This is a genomic window from Rhizobium sp. AG855, assembly GCF_003610655.1.
Lineage (GTDB): Bacteria > Pseudomonadota > Alphaproteobacteria > Rhizobiales > Rhizobiaceae > Allorhizobium > Allorhizobium wuzhouense.
This window is the reverse complement of sequence record NZ_RAQG01000004.1, coordinates 413,983-429,223: the sequence shown is the minus strand read 5'-3', so window position 1 is coordinate 429,223 and position 15,241 is coordinate 413,983. Positions and strand designations below refer to the sequence as shown.

Below are 15,241 nucleotides of genomic sequence, written 5' to 3'. Positions count from 1 at the left end.
GGCCGCAGCCTGACGGTCAGGCCGGAGTTTCGGTCGTCTCGATTGGCCGGATGCGCAACCGCGTGATCCGGTTCTTCTCCCGCTTCAGCACGATGAAGCGCTTGCCGTAGAAGGTGAACGCCTGGCGTTCTTCCGGGATCGTCTTCGATTCGTGGATGACCAAGCCGGCGATCGTAGTCGCCTCTTCATCCGGCAGCTGCCAGTCCATGGCGCGGTTGAGATCGCGGATCGGCACACCGCCATCGACCACGATCGAACCATCGCTGTCCTGACGCACGCCCTGGATTTCCAGATCGTGCTCGTCGGAGATATCGCCGACGATCTCCTCGAGGATGTCTTCCAGCGTCACCACGCCCTGCACTTCGCCATATTCGTCCACGACAACGGCGAAATGCGTCTTGCGCCGCAGGAAGGCGTTGAGCTGGTCTTTCAGATTGGTGGTGTCGGGCACGAACCACGGCTTCTGGGCGATCTTGACGATGTCAAGGTCGTGCGGTTCGACATTGGGTTCGGCGAGCGCCCGGATCAGGTCCTTGGCATGAATGACGCCGATGATGTTGTCGGTCGCGCCGCGCCAGACGGGCATGCGCGTATAGGGACTTTCGAGAATGATGCGGATGGCGACTTCCGGCGGCTCGTCGGCATTGACCGCCCGCATGGCGGTGCGGTGGATCATGATGTCGGAGACCTCGAGCTCGCCGAGATCGAGAACGCCGCCCAGACGATCGCGATCGGCCTTGACCACGCCACCCTCGCGATGGAGCAGCGCGACCGCGCCGCGCAGTTCTTCGTGCGCCGACAGCATCGAAGCCTCGCCGGAAATGGAGACGCCGAAGATGCCGAGCAACTTGCGCACGATCCAGTTGACCACGCTCGACAGGGGGCCGACAACCGCCACATAGGGGCGCACGAGCGGCGCCACGAACAGGGCAAAACGCTCAGGCGTCGAAATCGCCCAGCTCTTCGGCAGGACTTCCGAGAAGATGACCAGAAGCACGGTCATCAGCAAGGTGGCGATCGCAACACCGGAATCGCCGAGCAGGCCGAGGAACAGGCTGGTGGTCAGCGACGAGGCAAGGATGTTGACCAGGTTGTTGCCGATCAGAAGCGCCCCGATCAGCCGGTCGCGCCGCTCGATCAGCAAATTGACCACGCCTGCACGGGTGTCGCCATTGACCTCCAGGCTGTGCATGCGAGCGCGCGACGTTGCGGTCAGCGCCGTCTCGGACCCGGAGAAGAAGGCCGAGGCACAGATCAGCCCCAGGATGGCGAGAAGCGTCAGCCAGTAGTCAGACAGGTTCGACAGGAAAGCCTGGATCTCCATCATGGTGCGCGCATCTCCTCGATGAAGCGCTCGACTTCCGAGGCCGGCACGTCATCGGCAACGAACGACTGCCCGAGGCCCCGTGTCAGGATAAAGGTGAGCTTGCCGCTTTTCACCTTCTTGTCCTGGGCGATGGCGTCCATCAGGATTTCGGTCGGTGGCAGCTCGCCGGGGATTTCGTCCATGCGGGTGGGAAGTCCCACTTCGCGCAGATGCGCCTCGACTCGGGTTGCAAGATCGGGGCTTGCCAGATTCATCCGCGCCGAAAAGCGATGCGCCAGCACCATGCCGATGGAGACACCTTCGCCATGCACGAGGCGGCTGCTGTCGTATTTCGTCGCGGCTTCCAGCGCATGGCCGAAGGTATGGCCGAGATTGAGCAGTGCGCGACGACCGTTTTCGCGCTCGTCGGCGGCGACCACATCGGCCTTGGCCTGACAGGACACGGCAATCGCTTCGATGCGGGCGGCGCCGCCGGCAAAGACCTCGCGCCAGTTCGTCTCCAGCCATTCGAAGAAATCGGGCTTGTCGATGAGGCCGTATTTGGCGACCTCGGCATAACCGGCGCGGAATTCGCGCTCGGACAGCGTGTCGAGCACATCGGTATCGGCAAGCACGAGGTCCGGCTGATTGAAGATGCCGACAAGGTTCTTGCCCTGGCGGGCATTGATGCCGGTCTTGCCGCCGACCGAACTGTCGACCTGGGAGAGCAGCGAGGTCGGGATCTGCACGAAACGCACGCCACGGCGCACGATGCCGGCGGCAAAGCCGGTGAGATCGCCGATGACGCCGCCGCCGAGCGCAATCACGGTATCGTTACGCTCGATGCGCGCTTCAAGCAGCACGTCGCAGACATTGGTGAGGCTGTCGAAGCTCTTGGTCTTTTCGCCGGCGGGAAGCGTCACCGAGACCGCTTCGATGCCGTCGGTCTGCAGGCTGTCCATCAGACCGTCGAGATAACGCGCGCCGACATTCTCGTCCGTGACGATCGCGGCACGACGGCCCTTGATGCGGCTCGTGATCTCGCCGCCGGCACGCGCCATCAGGCCGGGACCGATCAGGATGTCATAGGAGCGCTCGCCCAGCGGCACATGCACCAGGCGTTCGGTCGTTTCGAGCTTTGTCATGGGCGTTTGTCCTTGCCGATATGATCGATGACTGCGGTGAGCACTTCACCGGCGATCACCTCCTTGCGTTCGTCCCTCGACTGCACGGTGATATCAGCCAGTGCATAAATGGGATACCGCTTGTCCATCAGGTCCTTGAGTGTCTGTTTCGGGTTTTCCGTCTTCAGGAGCGGCCGATGATCCCGCTTGTTGACGCGGTCCCAAAGGACGTCGAGATCGGCGTTCAACCAGACGGAGAGCCCCCCGCGCTCGATCTGCTTGCGGGTCTTCTCGTTGATGAAGGCGCCGCCGCCGGTGGAGACCACGCGCGGACCCGAGCGCATGAGCCGCTTGATGACGCGGGTTTCCAGCGCCCGGAACTCCTCTTCGCCATAGGCGGCAAAGAGTTCGCTGATCGTCATGCGCGAAACCCGTTCGATCTCGGTATCGGTGTCGATGAAGGGCAGACCGAGCTGCTGGGCGACGAGACGCCCGATCGCCGACTTGCCGGCCCCCATCAGACCGACGAGAACGAGGTTGCGGCGCCCCAGCGCTGCCTTGGCGCGCTCACCGGGCGAGGGAGCTAGGTTGAAGATCGTATCGGTCATCGGCCTGTTCGCAACTGTTTCATGACCTATTGACAAATAGGGGGCGAGCGTCAAGCCGTAGGCGGCAAACGGGCCACACTGTCCCGGCCTTGCATCTTGGCCACGCTTCTCCCTATCTAGGACTGCGCGAGCCCAAAGGACTGTTCATGCCCACACTCTTCCGCTTTCTCTTCCTTTGCGCCACCATTGTCGGCATGGTCTATGCGACGATGTGGTCCTTCGCCGTCTTCGTCGAGCCGAGGGAACGGGATGTGACCGTGCGCATTCCTTCCGAACGCATCAACCCCGCCGAATAGCGAAAAAGGAGACAGGCGTGTCGGATCTGAGCCGGGCCCGTGTGGACGCCTTTCTCGAAATGCTGAGTGCGGAGCGGGGGGCGGCCGCCAACACGCTGTTGTCTTACGAACGCGACCTGGAAGACCTCGCCTCCTTTCTGTCGGGGCGAAAGGTATCGGTCGGCAATGCCAGCCGGGACGACCTCGTGGCCTATCTGGCCGACCTCTCAAGGCGCGGTTTCCAGCCGACGTCGCAGGCTCGGCGCCTGTCGGCCATGCGGCAGTTCTACAAGTTTCTCTATGCGGAAAACCTGCGCGGCGACGACCCGACCGCGATCCTCGATGCGCCGAAGAAGGCCCGGCCCCTGCCCAAGGTGCTGACGGTCGAGGATGTGAACGGCATGCTGACGCTGGCCGAGGAAGAGAGCCTTGAGGAAGGACCCGAACAGCCACAGCGCATACGCCTGTTGGCTTTGCTGGAACTGCTCTATGCGACCGGCATGCGTGTCAGCGAACTCGTGTCGCTGCCGGCCAAGGTCCTGACCCAGGAAGGACGCTTCCTGGTGGTGAAGGGCAAGGGCAACAAGGAACGGCTGGTGCCGCTGTCGCGCACGGCAATCGAGGCGCTGGCCCGTTATGGGGCGATCCGGGTGGAAAACCCGGTCCATGCCGCGAGTTCCTTTCTCTTTCCCGCTGCCTCAAAGGAAGGGCATCTGCCCCGTCAGGTCTTTGCCCGCGAACTGAAGGATCTCGCTGTCAGGGCCGGCCTGTCGGCCGCGGCCGTTTCGCCGCATGTGCTGAGACACGCCTTTGCCAGCCATCTTCTCGGCAATGGAGCCGACCTGCGCGTGGTGCAGGAACTGCTTGGCCACAGCGACATTTCCACGACACAAATCTACACGCATGTATTGGACGAGCGGCTGCAGCAACTGGTGCAAACACATCACCCCCTTGCAAAACAGGCCAAAAACCCCGATTAGGACCGGCAAAGCCGGTTCCTGCGGGCGGCGCGCGCCAGGGACGAACGATCGGAACGGAGTTCATGCACAATTATCTCGACTTCGAAAAACCCATCTCCGACCTCGAGGCCAAGATCCGCGAACTGAAGAAGATCGCGGAAGAGGACGAGAGCATCGACACCTCGGAAGAGATCAGCCGGCTGGAAAGCCGCGTCGACGAGGCGATGGTGGACATCTATTCGAAGCTGAACGCCTGGCAGAAGACGCAGGTCGCGCGCCATCCGCAGCGGCCGCATTTCGTCGACTATGCCGAAGCGCTGTTCACCGAATTCACGCCACTGGCCGGTGACCGCAAGTTTGCCGAGGACGCCGCCATCCAGGCCGGCCTCGCCCGCTTCCGTGGCCAGCCTGTTGCCGTGATCGGCCAGGAAAAGGGCAACGACACCAAGTCGCGCATCAAGCACAATTTCGGCAGCCCTCGTCCCGAAGGCTATCGCAAGGCGATCCGCGTCATGGAAATGGCCGATCGTTTCGGACTGCCGGTGATTTCGCTGATCGACACGGCCGGCGCCTATCCGGGCGTGGGTGCGGAAGAGCGCGGCCAGGCGGAAGCCATCGCCCGTTCGACCGAAATGTGCCTGGGCCTCAAGGTCCCGATGATCTCTGTCGTGATCGGCGAAGGCGGCTCCGGCGGCGCGATCGCGATCGCCACGGGCAACCGCGTCTACATGCTCGAACACGCGATCTATTCCGTCATTTCACCGGAAGGGGCGGCCTCGATCCTCTGGCGCGACTCGACCCGCGCCAAGGAAGCCGCGACCAGCATGAAGATCACGGCGGAAGACTTGAAAGGTTTCGGCATCATCGACGGCATCATTCCTGAGCCGGTCGGCGGCGCGCACCGCGCCCCGGAAAAGGTGATCAATGCCACCGGCGACGTGATCTTCACGGCGCTCACCGAACTCTCTGCGCAGCCGGGCGACAAGCTGCGCACCGACCGTCGGCAGAAATTCCTCGAGATCGGCCGAAATCTCTGACGCTGCAGGCTATTTGCCATCACTCCGCCGTTTTGCCGCCCTAGCGGCAGAAGGCGGGTGAGGCCAGCCGGTTTCCGGTGGTTTATAATTTGTGAAGAAAGACATTATAAACTATTGATCCCGGGCTCCTTGAGCCTGTCTATCAGTTCTGGAAAGAGCGTTTACGCATGCGCTTGACATCAACGGCCCTGCTCCTGGTTTTTGCTGCTGCCCTCGCGGGCTGCAATGACACGTTGGAAAGTGCGACCTACGATACGCCGAAGGTCTCCAACAAGGTCGAGCAGCCGCTGCCCGGCCGCATCCTTGCCGAAATCCAGAAGAAGGGCATGGAGCGCAATTCGCCGATCATGCTGCGCATCTTCAAGGAAGAGGGCAAGCTGGAGGTCTGGAAGGCGAAGACCAACAACCGCTTCGACCTGATCGCCTCCTATGACATCTGCGCCTGGTCGGGCCGCCTTGGCCCCAAGGTCAAGGAAGGCGACCGTCAGGCGCCCGAGGGCTTCTATCCGCTGACGCCCTATCACCTGAACCCGAATTCCAAATATTTCCTCGCGATCAACACGGGTTTCCCGAACCGCTTCGACCAGGCCAATGGCCGTAGCGGCACGAACCTGATGATCCACGGCGCCTGCTCTTCATCCGGCTGCTATTCGATGACGGATGCGCAGATCCTCGAGATCTATGCCTTCGCCCGCGACGCCTTCAAGGGCGGCCAGACCTCGATCCAGCTGCAGGCCTTTCCCTTCCGCATGACGGCCGAGAACATGGCGCGCCACCGCCACAGCCAGCACATCGAGTTCTGGAAGATGCTGAAGGTGGGCTATGACCAGTTCGAGGTGACCAAGCGTCCCCCCGAAGTGAATGTCTGCGAGAAGAAATACGTTTTCAACCAGGTGGCCGCTGAGGGCCAGAGCTTCGCGGCCCAGGCCGCTTGCCCGCCGATGTCGACGCCGCCGGCGCTCGAAATGGCCATGGCCGGCCACAATGCCGCCTATGACAAGGCCTATGACAAGGCCTTGAAAAAGTTCGACGGCAAGATCTGGTACGACCCGACCGAAGCCGAGCGCAAGGCGCTCGTCGCCGACCTGCGCCGGTCGCGTGCCAAGGATCTCGCCTTTGCCCCGACCGGATCGGCGCTGAAGGCGGGCAAGCTGCTTGACATCGACGATGTGGATCCCGCGACCCTCAGCGCACCCGACGGCGCTGCCGCGGTAAACCGCATGGCGAACAACGCATCGGGCAATGGCACGGCCGCACCGATGTCGACGCCCGGCAATGCAGCCCCGGTGGCAAACCAGGCAGCGACCGCGCAAGCGGCTCCGGGCACGCAGACTGCGAGCAACATTCCCGTGCCGCAGCCGAACCCGCTGGCACCGCCGCAAGCCGCAGCCGCTCCGGAAGCGCCGACCAGCAAGAAGCCCTTCTGGAAGCTCTGGCAGTCGGAATGACCGCCGCCATCCTCTATGACCTCAAGGGGCTGAAATGCCCCCTGCCCGTCCTGAAGACGCGGCGCAGGCTGGCGGACATGAAACCCGGCGAGGAACTGCTGATCGAGACCAGCGACCCGCTGGCCGGCATCGACATCCCGCATTTCTGCGGCGAGGACGGCCACGACCTTCTCGCCCAGGAGAAGATCGAGACCGGACATCGTTTCCGCATCCGCAAGGGTGGCGCTCAGAAAGCCTAGAACTTGAAACCCGGCACCGACAGCGGATTGTCGGTCATGGCGGCGCGGTCGGGACGGTCGATCGCGACCTTGCCGGTAAAGGCGCCGAACAGATCCCGCACATAATCTTCCGAGAGATCTTTGGTGATCAGCACCAGCCGCGTCTTGCGGTCAGAGCCCTCCGGCCAGGCCGGCAGGCGGACCGGCGGATGGAAGATCGACTGAACCCCATGCAGCACGAGCGGCTTGTCCGGCCGGTCGGTCAGCGCGACGATCGCCTTCATTCGAAGGAGTTTGTCGCCATGGGTGGAGCGCAACAGGTCGATGAACATGTTGATCGCCATCGGATCGATCGGCTGGTCGTGCAGAATCGAATAGGAGCGGATCTGATCGCCGTGTCGGTTCACGTCATGGGCGTGATGATGGTGGTGGTGCTCATGGCCATGGTCATGGTCATGGTCATGATGATGACGGTGATGATGATCATGGTTGTCGTGGCCGTGGTGATCGTGGTCGTGATGATGGTGATCATCGGCAGCCGCCATCTCGTCCCGCAGCCACCGGTCGACATCGGGGATCTTGCTAACGGGATCGTAGAGACCGTTAATCAGGATGGAGGCCTGGGCGGCACCCTCCTCGTCGCCATCGGTGATCGGCGCGCGCGGATTGAGCGCTCTCAGCCGGGTCGTGATGCGGTCGATCGTCTCCGCATCGGCGAGCGTCTTCTTGGTGAGGATCAGCCGGTCCGCGACGGCGACCTGGCGATAGGCCTCGGGGAAGCTCTCGATCGTCGACAGCCCGTTGACGGCATCGACCACGGTGACGACGCCATCGAGATCGAAATGCTGGGCGATGGACGGATGGCCCATGACCGACTGCATGACGGGTGCGGGATCGGCAAGGCCGGTGGTTTCGATGACGATACGCGACAAAGGCTTCAACCGCCCCGTCTGCATGCCGTCGATCAGTTCGGCGAGTGTGTCGACCAGTTCGCCGCGCACCGTGCAGCACAGGCATCCGTCGGCCAGTTCCACCACCGCATCATTCGACGCCTCGACCAGCAGGTGGTCGATCCCGACTTCGCCGAACTCGTTGATGATGACGGCGGCATCCTTCATCGCCGGGTCCTTGAGGAGCCGGTTGAGCAGGGTCGACTTGCCCGCCCCGAGGAAGCCGGTAAGGATCGAAACAGGGATGCGGTCAGTCGTCATGAAATCGCTCACAAACTCGGACGGGGCTTGGGGATCGGCACATTGGCGATTTCGCCAGCGGGCGCTTTCTTGCTGTCGACCGGCTCGCTGCCCGGGATCAGCCCGGCAAAGCTCATGACCGGCGGATGGTCCATTTCGCGGATATAGGCCGACAGGAGCTTCATGCGACCGCCTTCGTCGCGACCTTCGCTGCGCACGGCGGCGGCCTTGGGATTGCAGATATCGGCGCTGATATCGGCCACCTGATCCTGGCCCTCGCCATAAGGCGCCAGCGCTTCCAGCCGGTTCCCGGCGACATTGGTGGTCAGCGCCTTCTGCAGCAGATCCGCCGACATGTCGGCACGCGCGCCAAGACTGTCGGCACCGAGCACGACGGAGATCACGGTGCGGCCATTGCGCGTGGCAGACGACACCTGGTTGAAGCCGGAGGCGCAGATGAAGCCCGTCTTCATGCCGTCGGCGCCGGGAAAGCGACCGATCAGCAGATTATAATTGGGGTATTCCTTCTTGCCGGTGGTGACGCCTTCGAGCGTAAAATAGCCGGCATGTTCGGGGAATTCACGGCGGATGGCGGCGGCGAGCAGGGCCAGATCCCGCGCCGTCGTATACTGGCCCTTGCCCGGCAATCCGTTCGGATTGATGAAGCGGCTGGAGCTCATGCCGAGGCGTTTCGCTTCCGCATTCATCCGCGCGACGAAGGCGCCTTCCGTCCCCCCCACCGTCTCGGCGATCGCCACGGCCACGTCATTGGCCGACTTGACGAGCAGCAGCTTCAGCGCGCTGTCGAGGGTGAGCTTGGAGCCCGGCTTGAAATACATCTTGCTGGCCGGCTGGTCGGCTGCATGTTTGCTCATGACGACGACGGTATCGAGCGAGACCTGGCCGCTGCGGATGGCACTGAAGGTCACATAGGCCGTCATCAGCTTGGTGAGCGAGGCGGGATACCACTTGCGAAACGCTTCCTGATGGGCGATCACGCGGCCGCTCGCGACATCGACGACCACGACCGGATTGGCGGCGGCGACGCCGGGTGCGGCAACGGCGACGAGGGCTGCAACAGCGACCATTCGGCGGAGGGCTGCTCTGACGGAGAACCTGCCCGGGCACTTCGTTGACACGATTGGGAACCTCTTGTTCGCGGGTAAGGAGTGCTGGCATTGCCATGCCATGGGAGTGCAAGCAATGGCAAAGCCCATTGAATACGTCAATTGAAAGGCGCACATTCGGGCCCGACAATCATGTGATCGAAAGCCTCCAGGATAATGCAATGCCGATACTGAACAGTGCCTCCGAACTCCAGTCGGTGGCCACCGCATGGCGTCGCCATCTCCATGCCCATCCCGAAATCCTCTATGACGTCGAGAACACGGCGGCCTTCATCACGGAAAAACTGCAGGAATTCGGTGTCGACGAAATCGTGACCGGCATCGGCCGCACCGGCGTCGTCGGCATCATCAAGGGCACCGGCACCGGTCGCACCATCGGCCTGCGGGCCGACATGGATGCCCTGCCGCTGGAGGAGATTTCGGGCAAGCCCTGGGCGTCCGCGACCGCAGGCCGCATGCATGCCTGCGGCCATGACGGGCATATGGCGATGCTACTGGGTGCCGCCAGGCATCTGGCCGACACGCGCAACTTCGCCGGTCGCGTCGCGGTCATCTTCCAGCCCGCGGAAGAAGGTGGACGCGGCGCGCTCGCGATGGTCGAGGACGGCCTGATGGAGCGCTTCGACATCGCGGAAGTCTATGGCATGCACAACATGCCGGGCAAGAAGGCCGGCAGCTTCGCCATCCGCAAGGGTGGCATCATGGCAGCCCCCGACAAGTTTGCGCTGAAGATCATCGGTCGCGGCGGCCATGCGGCCGAGCCGCACAACACCGCCGACACGATCGTCATCGGCGCCCAGATCGTCGGCGCCCTGCAGACGATAGCCGCCCGCAACGCCAATCCGCTGCGCTCGGTGGTCGTCTCGGTCACGCAGTTTCATGCCGGCACGACGCATAACATCATTCCGGAGGAGGCCTTCATCTCCGGCACCGTGCGCTCGCTGGATGAACAGGTGCGTGACCTTGCCGAGCGCCGCATCGGCGAACTCGCCTCCGGCATTGCCGCCGCCCACGGCGCGCAGGTCGAATACGACTACGAACGCGCCTGCCCGGTCACGGTCAACCATCCGAGGGAGACCGACTATGCGGCAGAGGCCGCCATTGAGGTGGTCGGCCCCGAACATGTCGACACCGAGGTCGATCCGAGCATGGCCGGTGAGGACTTCGCCTTCATGCTGCAATCGCGCCCCGGCGCCTATATCATGATCGGCAACGGCGACACGGCCGGCCTGCACAACCCGGCCTATGACTTCAACGACGAGATCCTGTCGGCCGGCATCTCCTACTGGGTCCGCCTCGCCGAGCGCCGCCTTCCTCGCTGAATGGACACAAAAGACGATGGCCAGTTCGACCGAGCGGAAAACCGCTTGGCTTGCCCGCCCGGCTTTTGTATGGAGGAGGAAGTGGTCCCGTAGCTCAGCAGGATAGAGCACCAGATTCCTAATCTGGGGGTCCCGCGTTCGAATCGCGGCGGGATCACCATTGCGTCAGCAAGAAGTTCCCTGTGTGAATCTGGGGTTGCATTCCCCCTCAATATCGCCAGCATGGAACCATACCATGCTGGCGCCGAGTGTCCAATTTCGCCAGCTGATATCGGGAGGGAATGCGATGGCTTCAATATCCCGCAGTTTGACGACCGATGCCGCCGATATTGTCGAGAAAGCCGTGACGCGGATCAATGATGGCGCGCCGGCGATTCTTGACGGGCAAGGCGAGGAGAACGCAACGGCGCTCCTCTTCTATCTCGTGGAAAACGGGGTGAGAGACGAGGACGAGCTGGTCGAATTGACGCTGATGGCCGAAGGCAAACGATACGATCCGGCCAACGGCACGTTTAGCTGAGACGCGGAGGCGTCCGGCTCAACCGCGCCCGCCAAGATGGCGGGTATCCGCGTTTTCATCATGTTTGTAGAGTTCTTCGGCAGCGGCGTCGCTGCGTTTCTGTTCGTCAGAAGTGAGGCGCCGTTGCCGCAGGAGAGCGTAGGCGATGGCACCCCCCAGAAGAATGGGACCGACGATCACCGCCAAGAGCCAGAACAGATTGCTGATCATCAGGAAGACCTCGCTGGTTGTGAAGAGGGGGTCCTGATGCCAACCGGCAGCGGCGAGAAAGGTTCCGGGCGCTCAGCCTTCCTTGGTGAGCTTTTCGTCCAAGGCCTTTTGCAGATCCTGAGCCATATCGATCAGGCGCTGCGGCACCTTTTCGCGCTCCAGTTCGGCCATCAACAGATCGAGCTTGTCCCGCACCACGCCGCCGGTGCGATCGCGCCTGCCCGGAATAGAGCTTGCCGCCGTGTGTGACATTCAATTCTCCGCTGTATGTGCATGTTGAGGCCGCTCGGCACGAATTTCGTCTGGGAGCGCAGTATGTCTATACGCCATCCGGCGACCTTCGGATCTCATAAAGATGCGTTTCCCGGCTGTTTCTCACCGGCGCCCTCGGATCGAAGCTCCGGAAATGCCTCCAGAAGCGCCTTGCCGCCGTCATAGACCAGACGCTCGGTTTTAAGCACAATGGCGAGACTGTCGGACACATCGACTTCGTCCTCATGCACGACCTCGACCCGGTCACCCGACGCGAGAACCAGCGTTGCCCGGCGTTTGAAACCCTGCTTGATCAACCAGTCCCGCGGGGCCTGCAGATCAACCCTGACGGCGAGACCGCCATCCGCCTCTTCCGCAACAACACGATAGGACACCGGCGAAAGTCGCTCGCCGATGAGAAGCTGTCCCTGTCCGTCGGCGTTCTCCAGATGTGTCATGACTCGCCCTTTCTTGTTCCAGAATGACAAGCAAACCGCGCCTGAGGGGAGAAGTTCCAATCGAAAAACCTCGTGGGCAACGGAACCGGCGCCACGACCACACGTTGATGTCAGGAGAATTCAGGAGTGTTTTCAGCACGAGGCAGCCATGAGCAGCGCACGCCAGACAACGGATCATCAAGAGATCCGCCGCTGGATCGAAGAGCGGGAAGGGACACCCTCGCGCGTCAAGGACAGCCCTGAGGGAGGTCTCCTGAGGGTCGATTTTGGCGAGCAGGAAGAACGCCTGGAGCGGATGGATTGGGAGGAGTTTTTCTCTGTTTTCGAGAAAAGCGATCTTGCCTTCCTTCATCAGGATCGGACTGCCGACGGCAAGATCAGCCGTTTCAACAAGTTCGTCAGCCGAAGCTGATCGCCGTGCTGCTTCTGCCGGACACCTCTGCATCCGGGACGGATCGGGTCTCGCTGGAGTGGATTGGCATGACAGCGTTGAGTTCCATGGGAGGAGCGTGACTTGAATACCCGCACACGCAGAGCCGAGCTTGCCGCACAGTCCGAAGTCGTGGAACTCATTCCGGCACTGCGGGCCTTTGCACGAACCTTTTGTCCGAAGCCCGAAGAGGCCGATGACCTCGTCCAGGAAACCCTGACAAAGGCGCTGGCGAACCTCGACAAGTTCGAGCCGGGAACGCGGCTGAAATCCTGGCTGTTCACCATCATGCGCAACACCTTCTGCACGCGCTTCAAGAAGAGCAGTCGCGAGACGGTGGGCCTGCCGGAAAGCCTGACGTCGAAGCTGACGACCGATGCGACGCAGGAATGGACCGTGCAGGCCGAGGAAGTTCGCCGCGCGCTCGATCGCCTGCCGGCGCATCATCGCGAGATGCTGGTGCTGATCGTGATGCTCGGCGAACGCTATGAAGATGCAGCCGCGATCTGCGGCTGCGCCGTCGGTACGGTGAAGAGCCGCCTGAACCGCGCCCGCCAGCAGCTTCGTCGCGAACTGGGCGAAATGGGCGGCGACAGCCCGGTCTGATGATGCGGCAAACCGACGACGCAGCGCTCGAAACGACCGTGTCCGAAGATCGCGCCGAACTCGAGGAGATCGGCCTGGTTTATGTGACCGACAACAGCCCCGGTATCGCCCGGCGCCGACGTGGCGCTGGCTTCTCCTATCATCTTCCCGACGGCACGAAGATCGGCGATGAGGCGATCCTCGCCCGCATCCGCCGTCTGGCCTTGCCGCCGGCCTATGAGAGGGTCTGGATCTCGCTGGAGCCGCGCGGCCATCTGCAGGCAACCGGGTTGGACGCGAGAGGCCGCAAGCAGTACCGCTACCATGCCGATTGGGCAGCCTGGCGCAGCAGTCGCAAATTCGACGACCTCGTGACCTTTGGCCATGCGCTGCCGTCGATCCGCCGGCGGGTCTTGCGCGATCTGGAAGACCGGTCGCAGGAAACGCCCTTTCTCCTATCCGCGCTCGTCAGTCTCCTGGACGTCACCTATATGCGTGTCGGCAACCGCACCTATGTCGAGGAGAACAAGACCTATGGTGCGACCACGCTGCAGAAACGGCACCTGACCTTCGAGCAGGACGGCATACGCCTGAGTTTCACCGCCAAGGGCGGCAAGCGGGTCCGCCGCAAACTGCGCCATCCCAGACTGCAGAAGATCCTCGAGGAGATTGCGGACCTGCCGGGTCGGGATCTGTTTTCCTGGCGCGACCGCGAAGGCGCGCTCCACCGCATCGATTCAGGTCGCCTGAATGCCTATCTCGCGCAGATTGCCGGCCATGCACTGTCTGCCAAGACCTTTCGCACCTGGGGCGGCAGCGTTGCGGCCTTCGGCGAAGCCTGGAAAATGATCCAGGCGGACGAGCGGCCGACCATTCGGCAGATGTGCCAGATCGCCTCCGACCGCCTGCACAACACGCCGAGCATCTGCCGGTCGAGTTACGTGCATCCGGCGATCCTCGCGCTGAGTGACCGGGAGGCAGATCTGTCTACCGTAAAGGCTCTGATTGCGCGTTCTTCCGGTCACACATTGCTGCGTGCCGATGAGAACAGGCTGATGGCGTTCCTGGAAGCCGGGCCTCTACCGAATTCGAACGGCTGACACAGAAAGGCCCGGACGAGCCGGGCCTTTTGCAGGGTCTTGGTGAGCAGACGTCATGCAGCCTTCTTCTGGCCGGCCGAATTGACCGCGCTCTGTGCAAGCTTGCTCAGCGAGGCGTCGGTCTTGGATTCTTCCGACAGCGTTTCGCTGAGAAGCGTGACGGCTTCCGTATAGCCGAGCTGCTGGGCCCAGGCCTTCAGGGTGCCGTAACGGCTGATCTCGTAGTGCTCGACCGCCTGGGCGGCAGCCAACAGACCGGCATCGAGGGCGGGAGAGCCCTTGAATTCTTCCATGATCTCTTCGCCCTCTTCGAGGATGCCCTCGATCGCGGCGCAGGTCTTGCCGCGCGGACGTTTGCCGATGAGTTCGAAAACCTGCTGCAGGCGTTCGATCTGGCCCTCGGTTTCGTCCTTGTGCTGCTGGAACGCATCCTTCAGCTTCTCGTCCTGCGCTGCGCGCGCCATCTTCGGCAAAGCCTTGAGGATCTTGCGCTCGGCATAATAGATGTCTTTCAGCGTTTCATGGAAAAGATCGTCAAGTGTCTTGGTCGCCATGGGTGTGTCTCCTCGTTGTTGGGAATGCAAAAGCACAACCGACCGCCGTTGCCTTTGTTCCTGGGTATTTTTCTTGCAGGCGCCGGAACGTTTGCTGGCGATCGCGGTTGGCGAAGGTGCGGGGCCAGGCGCCTTGCCGGATGCAATGGAGGAGAAAATGACCGAGAGAACCACCGAGCATGGAGAGCGCCGTCTTGCACCCACCGGCGACTACGCGCCGGGAGACAGCGGCTTCGTGGACCGGACGCAAGATACAGCGGTGACGACCGGCAGCGACCGCCACGGCGCGATTGTTGAAGCGATCAGCAACGCCCTCATGGAGGATCCCGCGCTGGACGCATCCGCGATCGAGATCGCCGTCGAGAACGGTATCGTCATCCTGACCGGAATGGTCACCGACGCGGCCGAAAGATCGAGAGCCGAAGATTGCGCCTCACGAACAACCGGTGTCACGCAGGTGCAGAACCGATTGCAGACCCGCATCTCCGGCGAAGGCAGCGTGATGACGCAGGCCTGAG

At 62.4% G+C, this 15,241-nt stretch carries 20 protein-coding genes and 1 tRNA gene; 12 read left to right on the top strand and 9 right to left on the bottom strand.

What is annotated here, in order from left to right:
- Positions 1 to 16: 16 nt before the first annotated feature.
- The 3 genes from DFO46_RS18850 to DFO46_RS18840 are packed head-to-tail and all read right to left on the bottom strand — an operon-like array spanning position 17 to position 3,038.
- The gene (locus tag DFO46_RS18850; RefSeq protein ID WP_110791439.1) at positions 17 to 1,324 is read right to left on the bottom strand and encodes an HlyC/CorC family transporter; all 1,308 of its coding nucleotides are present in this window, start codon (positions 1,322 to 1,324) and stop codon (positions 17 to 19) included.
- A complete protein-coding gene (gene aroB, locus DFO46_RS18845; RefSeq protein WP_120278546.1) occupies positions 1,324 to 2,451 on the bottom strand; it encodes a 3-dehydroquinate synthase in 1,128 nt (375 codons plus the stop codon). The genes DFO46_RS18850 and aroB overlap by 1 nt, the downstream gene beginning before the upstream one ends.
- Entirely contained in the window at positions 2,448 to 3,038 is a 591-nt protein-coding gene (locus tag DFO46_RS18840; RefSeq protein ID WP_110791113.1) for a shikimate kinase, read from the bottom strand. The genes aroB and DFO46_RS18840 overlap by 4 nt, the downstream gene beginning before the upstream one ends.
- A 146-nt stretch (positions 3,039 to 3,184) precedes the next feature.
- On the opposite strand from DFO46_RS18840, the gene DFO46_RS23960 reads away from it, so the two are divergent.
- The 5 genes from DFO46_RS23960 to DFO46_RS18820 all read left to right on the top strand — a co-directional run bounded on the left by DFO46_RS23960 (position 3,185) and on the right by DFO46_RS18820 (position 6,996).
- On the top strand, positions 3,185 to 3,334 hold the full coding sequence (locus DFO46_RS23960; RefSeq protein WP_165826195.1) for a hypothetical protein: 150 nt from the start codon (positions 3,185 to 3,187) through the stop codon (positions 3,332 to 3,334).
- Positions 3,335 to 3,351: 17 nt separating this feature from the next.
- Positions 3,352 to 4,293: a site-specific tyrosine recombinase XerD gene (gene xerD / locus DFO46_RS18835; protein ID WP_120278545.1), complete on the top strand. Its 942-nt coding sequence runs from the start codon at positions 3,352 to 3,354 to the stop codon at positions 4,291 to 4,293.
- 62 nt (positions 4,294 to 4,355) lie between these two features.
- Complete coding sequence (locus DFO46_RS18830) at positions 4,356 to 5,309, top strand: acetyl-CoA carboxylase carboxyltransferase subunit alpha (protein ID WP_110791115.1); 954 nt, start codon at positions 4,356 to 4,358, stop codon at positions 5,307 to 5,309.
- 167 nt (positions 5,310 to 5,476) lie between these two features.
- Positions 5,477 to 6,757 carry a murein L,D-transpeptidase family protein gene (locus tag DFO46_RS18825; protein WP_120278544.1) on the top strand — a complete coding sequence of 427 codons (1,281 nt, stop codon included), beginning with the start codon at positions 5,477 to 5,479 and terminating at the stop codon, positions 6,755 to 6,757.
- Positions 6,754 to 6,996 (top strand): sulfurtransferase TusA family protein, encoded by a 243-nt coding sequence (locus tag DFO46_RS18820; protein WP_120278543.1) that lies wholly within the window; start codon positions 6,754 to 6,756, stop codon positions 6,994 to 6,996. Before DFO46_RS18825 ends, DFO46_RS18820 begins: the two co-directional genes overlap by 4 nt.
- Here the strand turns inward: DFO46_RS18820 and DFO46_RS18815 are convergent.
- Both DFO46_RS18815 and DFO46_RS18810 read right to left on the bottom strand, forming a co-directional pair.
- Positions 6,993 to 8,186, bottom strand: a complete 1,194-nt coding sequence (locus DFO46_RS18815; protein WP_120278542.1) for a GTP-binding protein — start codon at positions 8,184 to 8,186, stop codon at positions 6,993 to 6,995. The genes DFO46_RS18820 and DFO46_RS18815 overlap by 4 nt on opposite strands.
- Positions 8,187 to 8,194: 8 nt before the next feature.
- The gene (locus tag DFO46_RS18810; RefSeq protein ID WP_120278541.1) at positions 8,195 to 9,253 is read right to left on the bottom strand and encodes a D-alanyl-D-alanine carboxypeptidase family protein; all 1,059 of its coding nucleotides are present in this window, start codon (positions 9,251 to 9,253) and stop codon (positions 8,195 to 8,197) included.
- Between the two features lie 200 nt (positions 9,254 to 9,453).
- Between DFO46_RS18810 and DFO46_RS18805 the strand changes: the two genes are divergently transcribed.
- The 3 genes from DFO46_RS18805 to DFO46_RS18795 all read left to right on the top strand — a co-directional run bounded on the left by DFO46_RS18805 (position 9,454) and on the right by DFO46_RS18795 (position 11,134).
- A complete protein-coding gene (locus DFO46_RS18805; protein WP_120278540.1) occupies positions 9,454 to 10,614 on the top strand; it encodes a M20 aminoacylase family protein in 1,161 nt (386 codons plus the stop codon).
- A gap of 83 nt (positions 10,615 to 10,697) precedes the next feature.
- Positions 10,698 to 10,774 (top strand) — tRNA-Arg (locus tag DFO46_RS18800).
- 75 nt (positions 10,775 to 10,849) lie between these two features.
- The gene (locus DFO46_RS18795; protein WP_245422649.1) at positions 10,850 to 11,134 is read left to right on the top strand and encodes a hypothetical protein; all 285 of its coding nucleotides are present in this window, start codon (positions 10,850 to 10,852) and stop codon (positions 11,132 to 11,134) included.
- An 18-nt stretch (positions 11,135 to 11,152) separates the two neighbouring features.
- Here DFO46_RS18795 and DFO46_RS18790 read toward each other — a convergent pair whose 3' ends face one another.
- The 3 genes from DFO46_RS18790 to DFO46_RS18780 form a co-directional block, all read right to left on the bottom strand.
- Positions 11,153 to 11,344, bottom strand: a complete 192-nt coding sequence (locus DFO46_RS18790) for a hypothetical protein (RefSeq protein ID WP_245422648.1) — start codon at positions 11,342 to 11,344, stop codon at positions 11,153 to 11,155.
- Positions 11,345 to 11,416: 72 nt separating this feature from the next.
- Positions 11,417 to 11,596: a hypothetical protein gene (locus DFO46_RS18785; RefSeq protein ID WP_120278539.1), complete on the bottom strand. Its 180-nt coding sequence runs from the start codon at positions 11,594 to 11,596 to the stop codon at positions 11,417 to 11,419.
- A gap of 95 nt (positions 11,597 to 11,691) precedes the next feature.
- Positions 11,692 to 12,054: a hypothetical protein gene (locus DFO46_RS18780; protein WP_120278538.1), complete on the bottom strand. Its 363-nt coding sequence runs from the start codon at positions 12,052 to 12,054 to the stop codon at positions 11,692 to 11,694.
- A 148-nt stretch (positions 12,055 to 12,202) separates the two neighbouring features.
- Between DFO46_RS18780 and DFO46_RS18775 the strand changes: the two genes are divergently transcribed.
- The 3 genes from DFO46_RS18775 (at position 12,203) to DFO46_RS18765 (ending at position 14,169) form a co-directional block, all read left to right on the top strand.
- Positions 12,203 to 12,466, top strand: coding sequence for a hypothetical protein (locus DFO46_RS18775; RefSeq protein WP_110791124.1), 264 nt, complete (start codon positions 12,203 to 12,205; stop codon positions 12,464 to 12,466).
- 102 nt (positions 12,467 to 12,568) lie between these two features.
- Positions 12,569 to 13,090: a sigma-70 family RNA polymerase sigma factor gene (locus tag DFO46_RS18770; RefSeq protein ID WP_110791125.1), complete on the top strand. Its 522-nt coding sequence runs from the start codon at positions 12,569 to 12,571 to the stop codon at positions 13,088 to 13,090.
- Entirely contained in the window at positions 13,090 to 14,169 is a 1,080-nt protein-coding gene (locus tag DFO46_RS18765; protein WP_245422647.1) for a DNA topoisomerase IB, read from the top strand. Before DFO46_RS18770 ends, DFO46_RS18765 begins: the two co-directional genes overlap by 1 nt.
- A 53-nt stretch (positions 14,170 to 14,222) precedes the next feature.
- Here the strand turns inward: DFO46_RS18765 and DFO46_RS18760 are convergent, their stop codons facing one another.
- Positions 14,223 to 14,723, bottom strand: a complete 501-nt coding sequence (locus DFO46_RS18760; protein WP_120278537.1) for a DUF892 family protein — start codon at positions 14,721 to 14,723, stop codon at positions 14,223 to 14,225.
- A 157-nt stretch (positions 14,724 to 14,880) separates the two neighbouring features.
- On the opposite strand from DFO46_RS18760, the gene DFO46_RS23955 reads away from it, so the two are divergent.
- Positions 14,881 to 15,240 carry a BON domain-containing protein gene (locus tag DFO46_RS23955; protein WP_183041955.1) on the top strand — a complete coding sequence of 120 codons (360 nt, stop codon included), beginning with the start codon at positions 14,881 to 14,883 and terminating at the stop codon, positions 15,238 to 15,240.
- Position 15,241 lies beyond the last annotated feature (1 nt).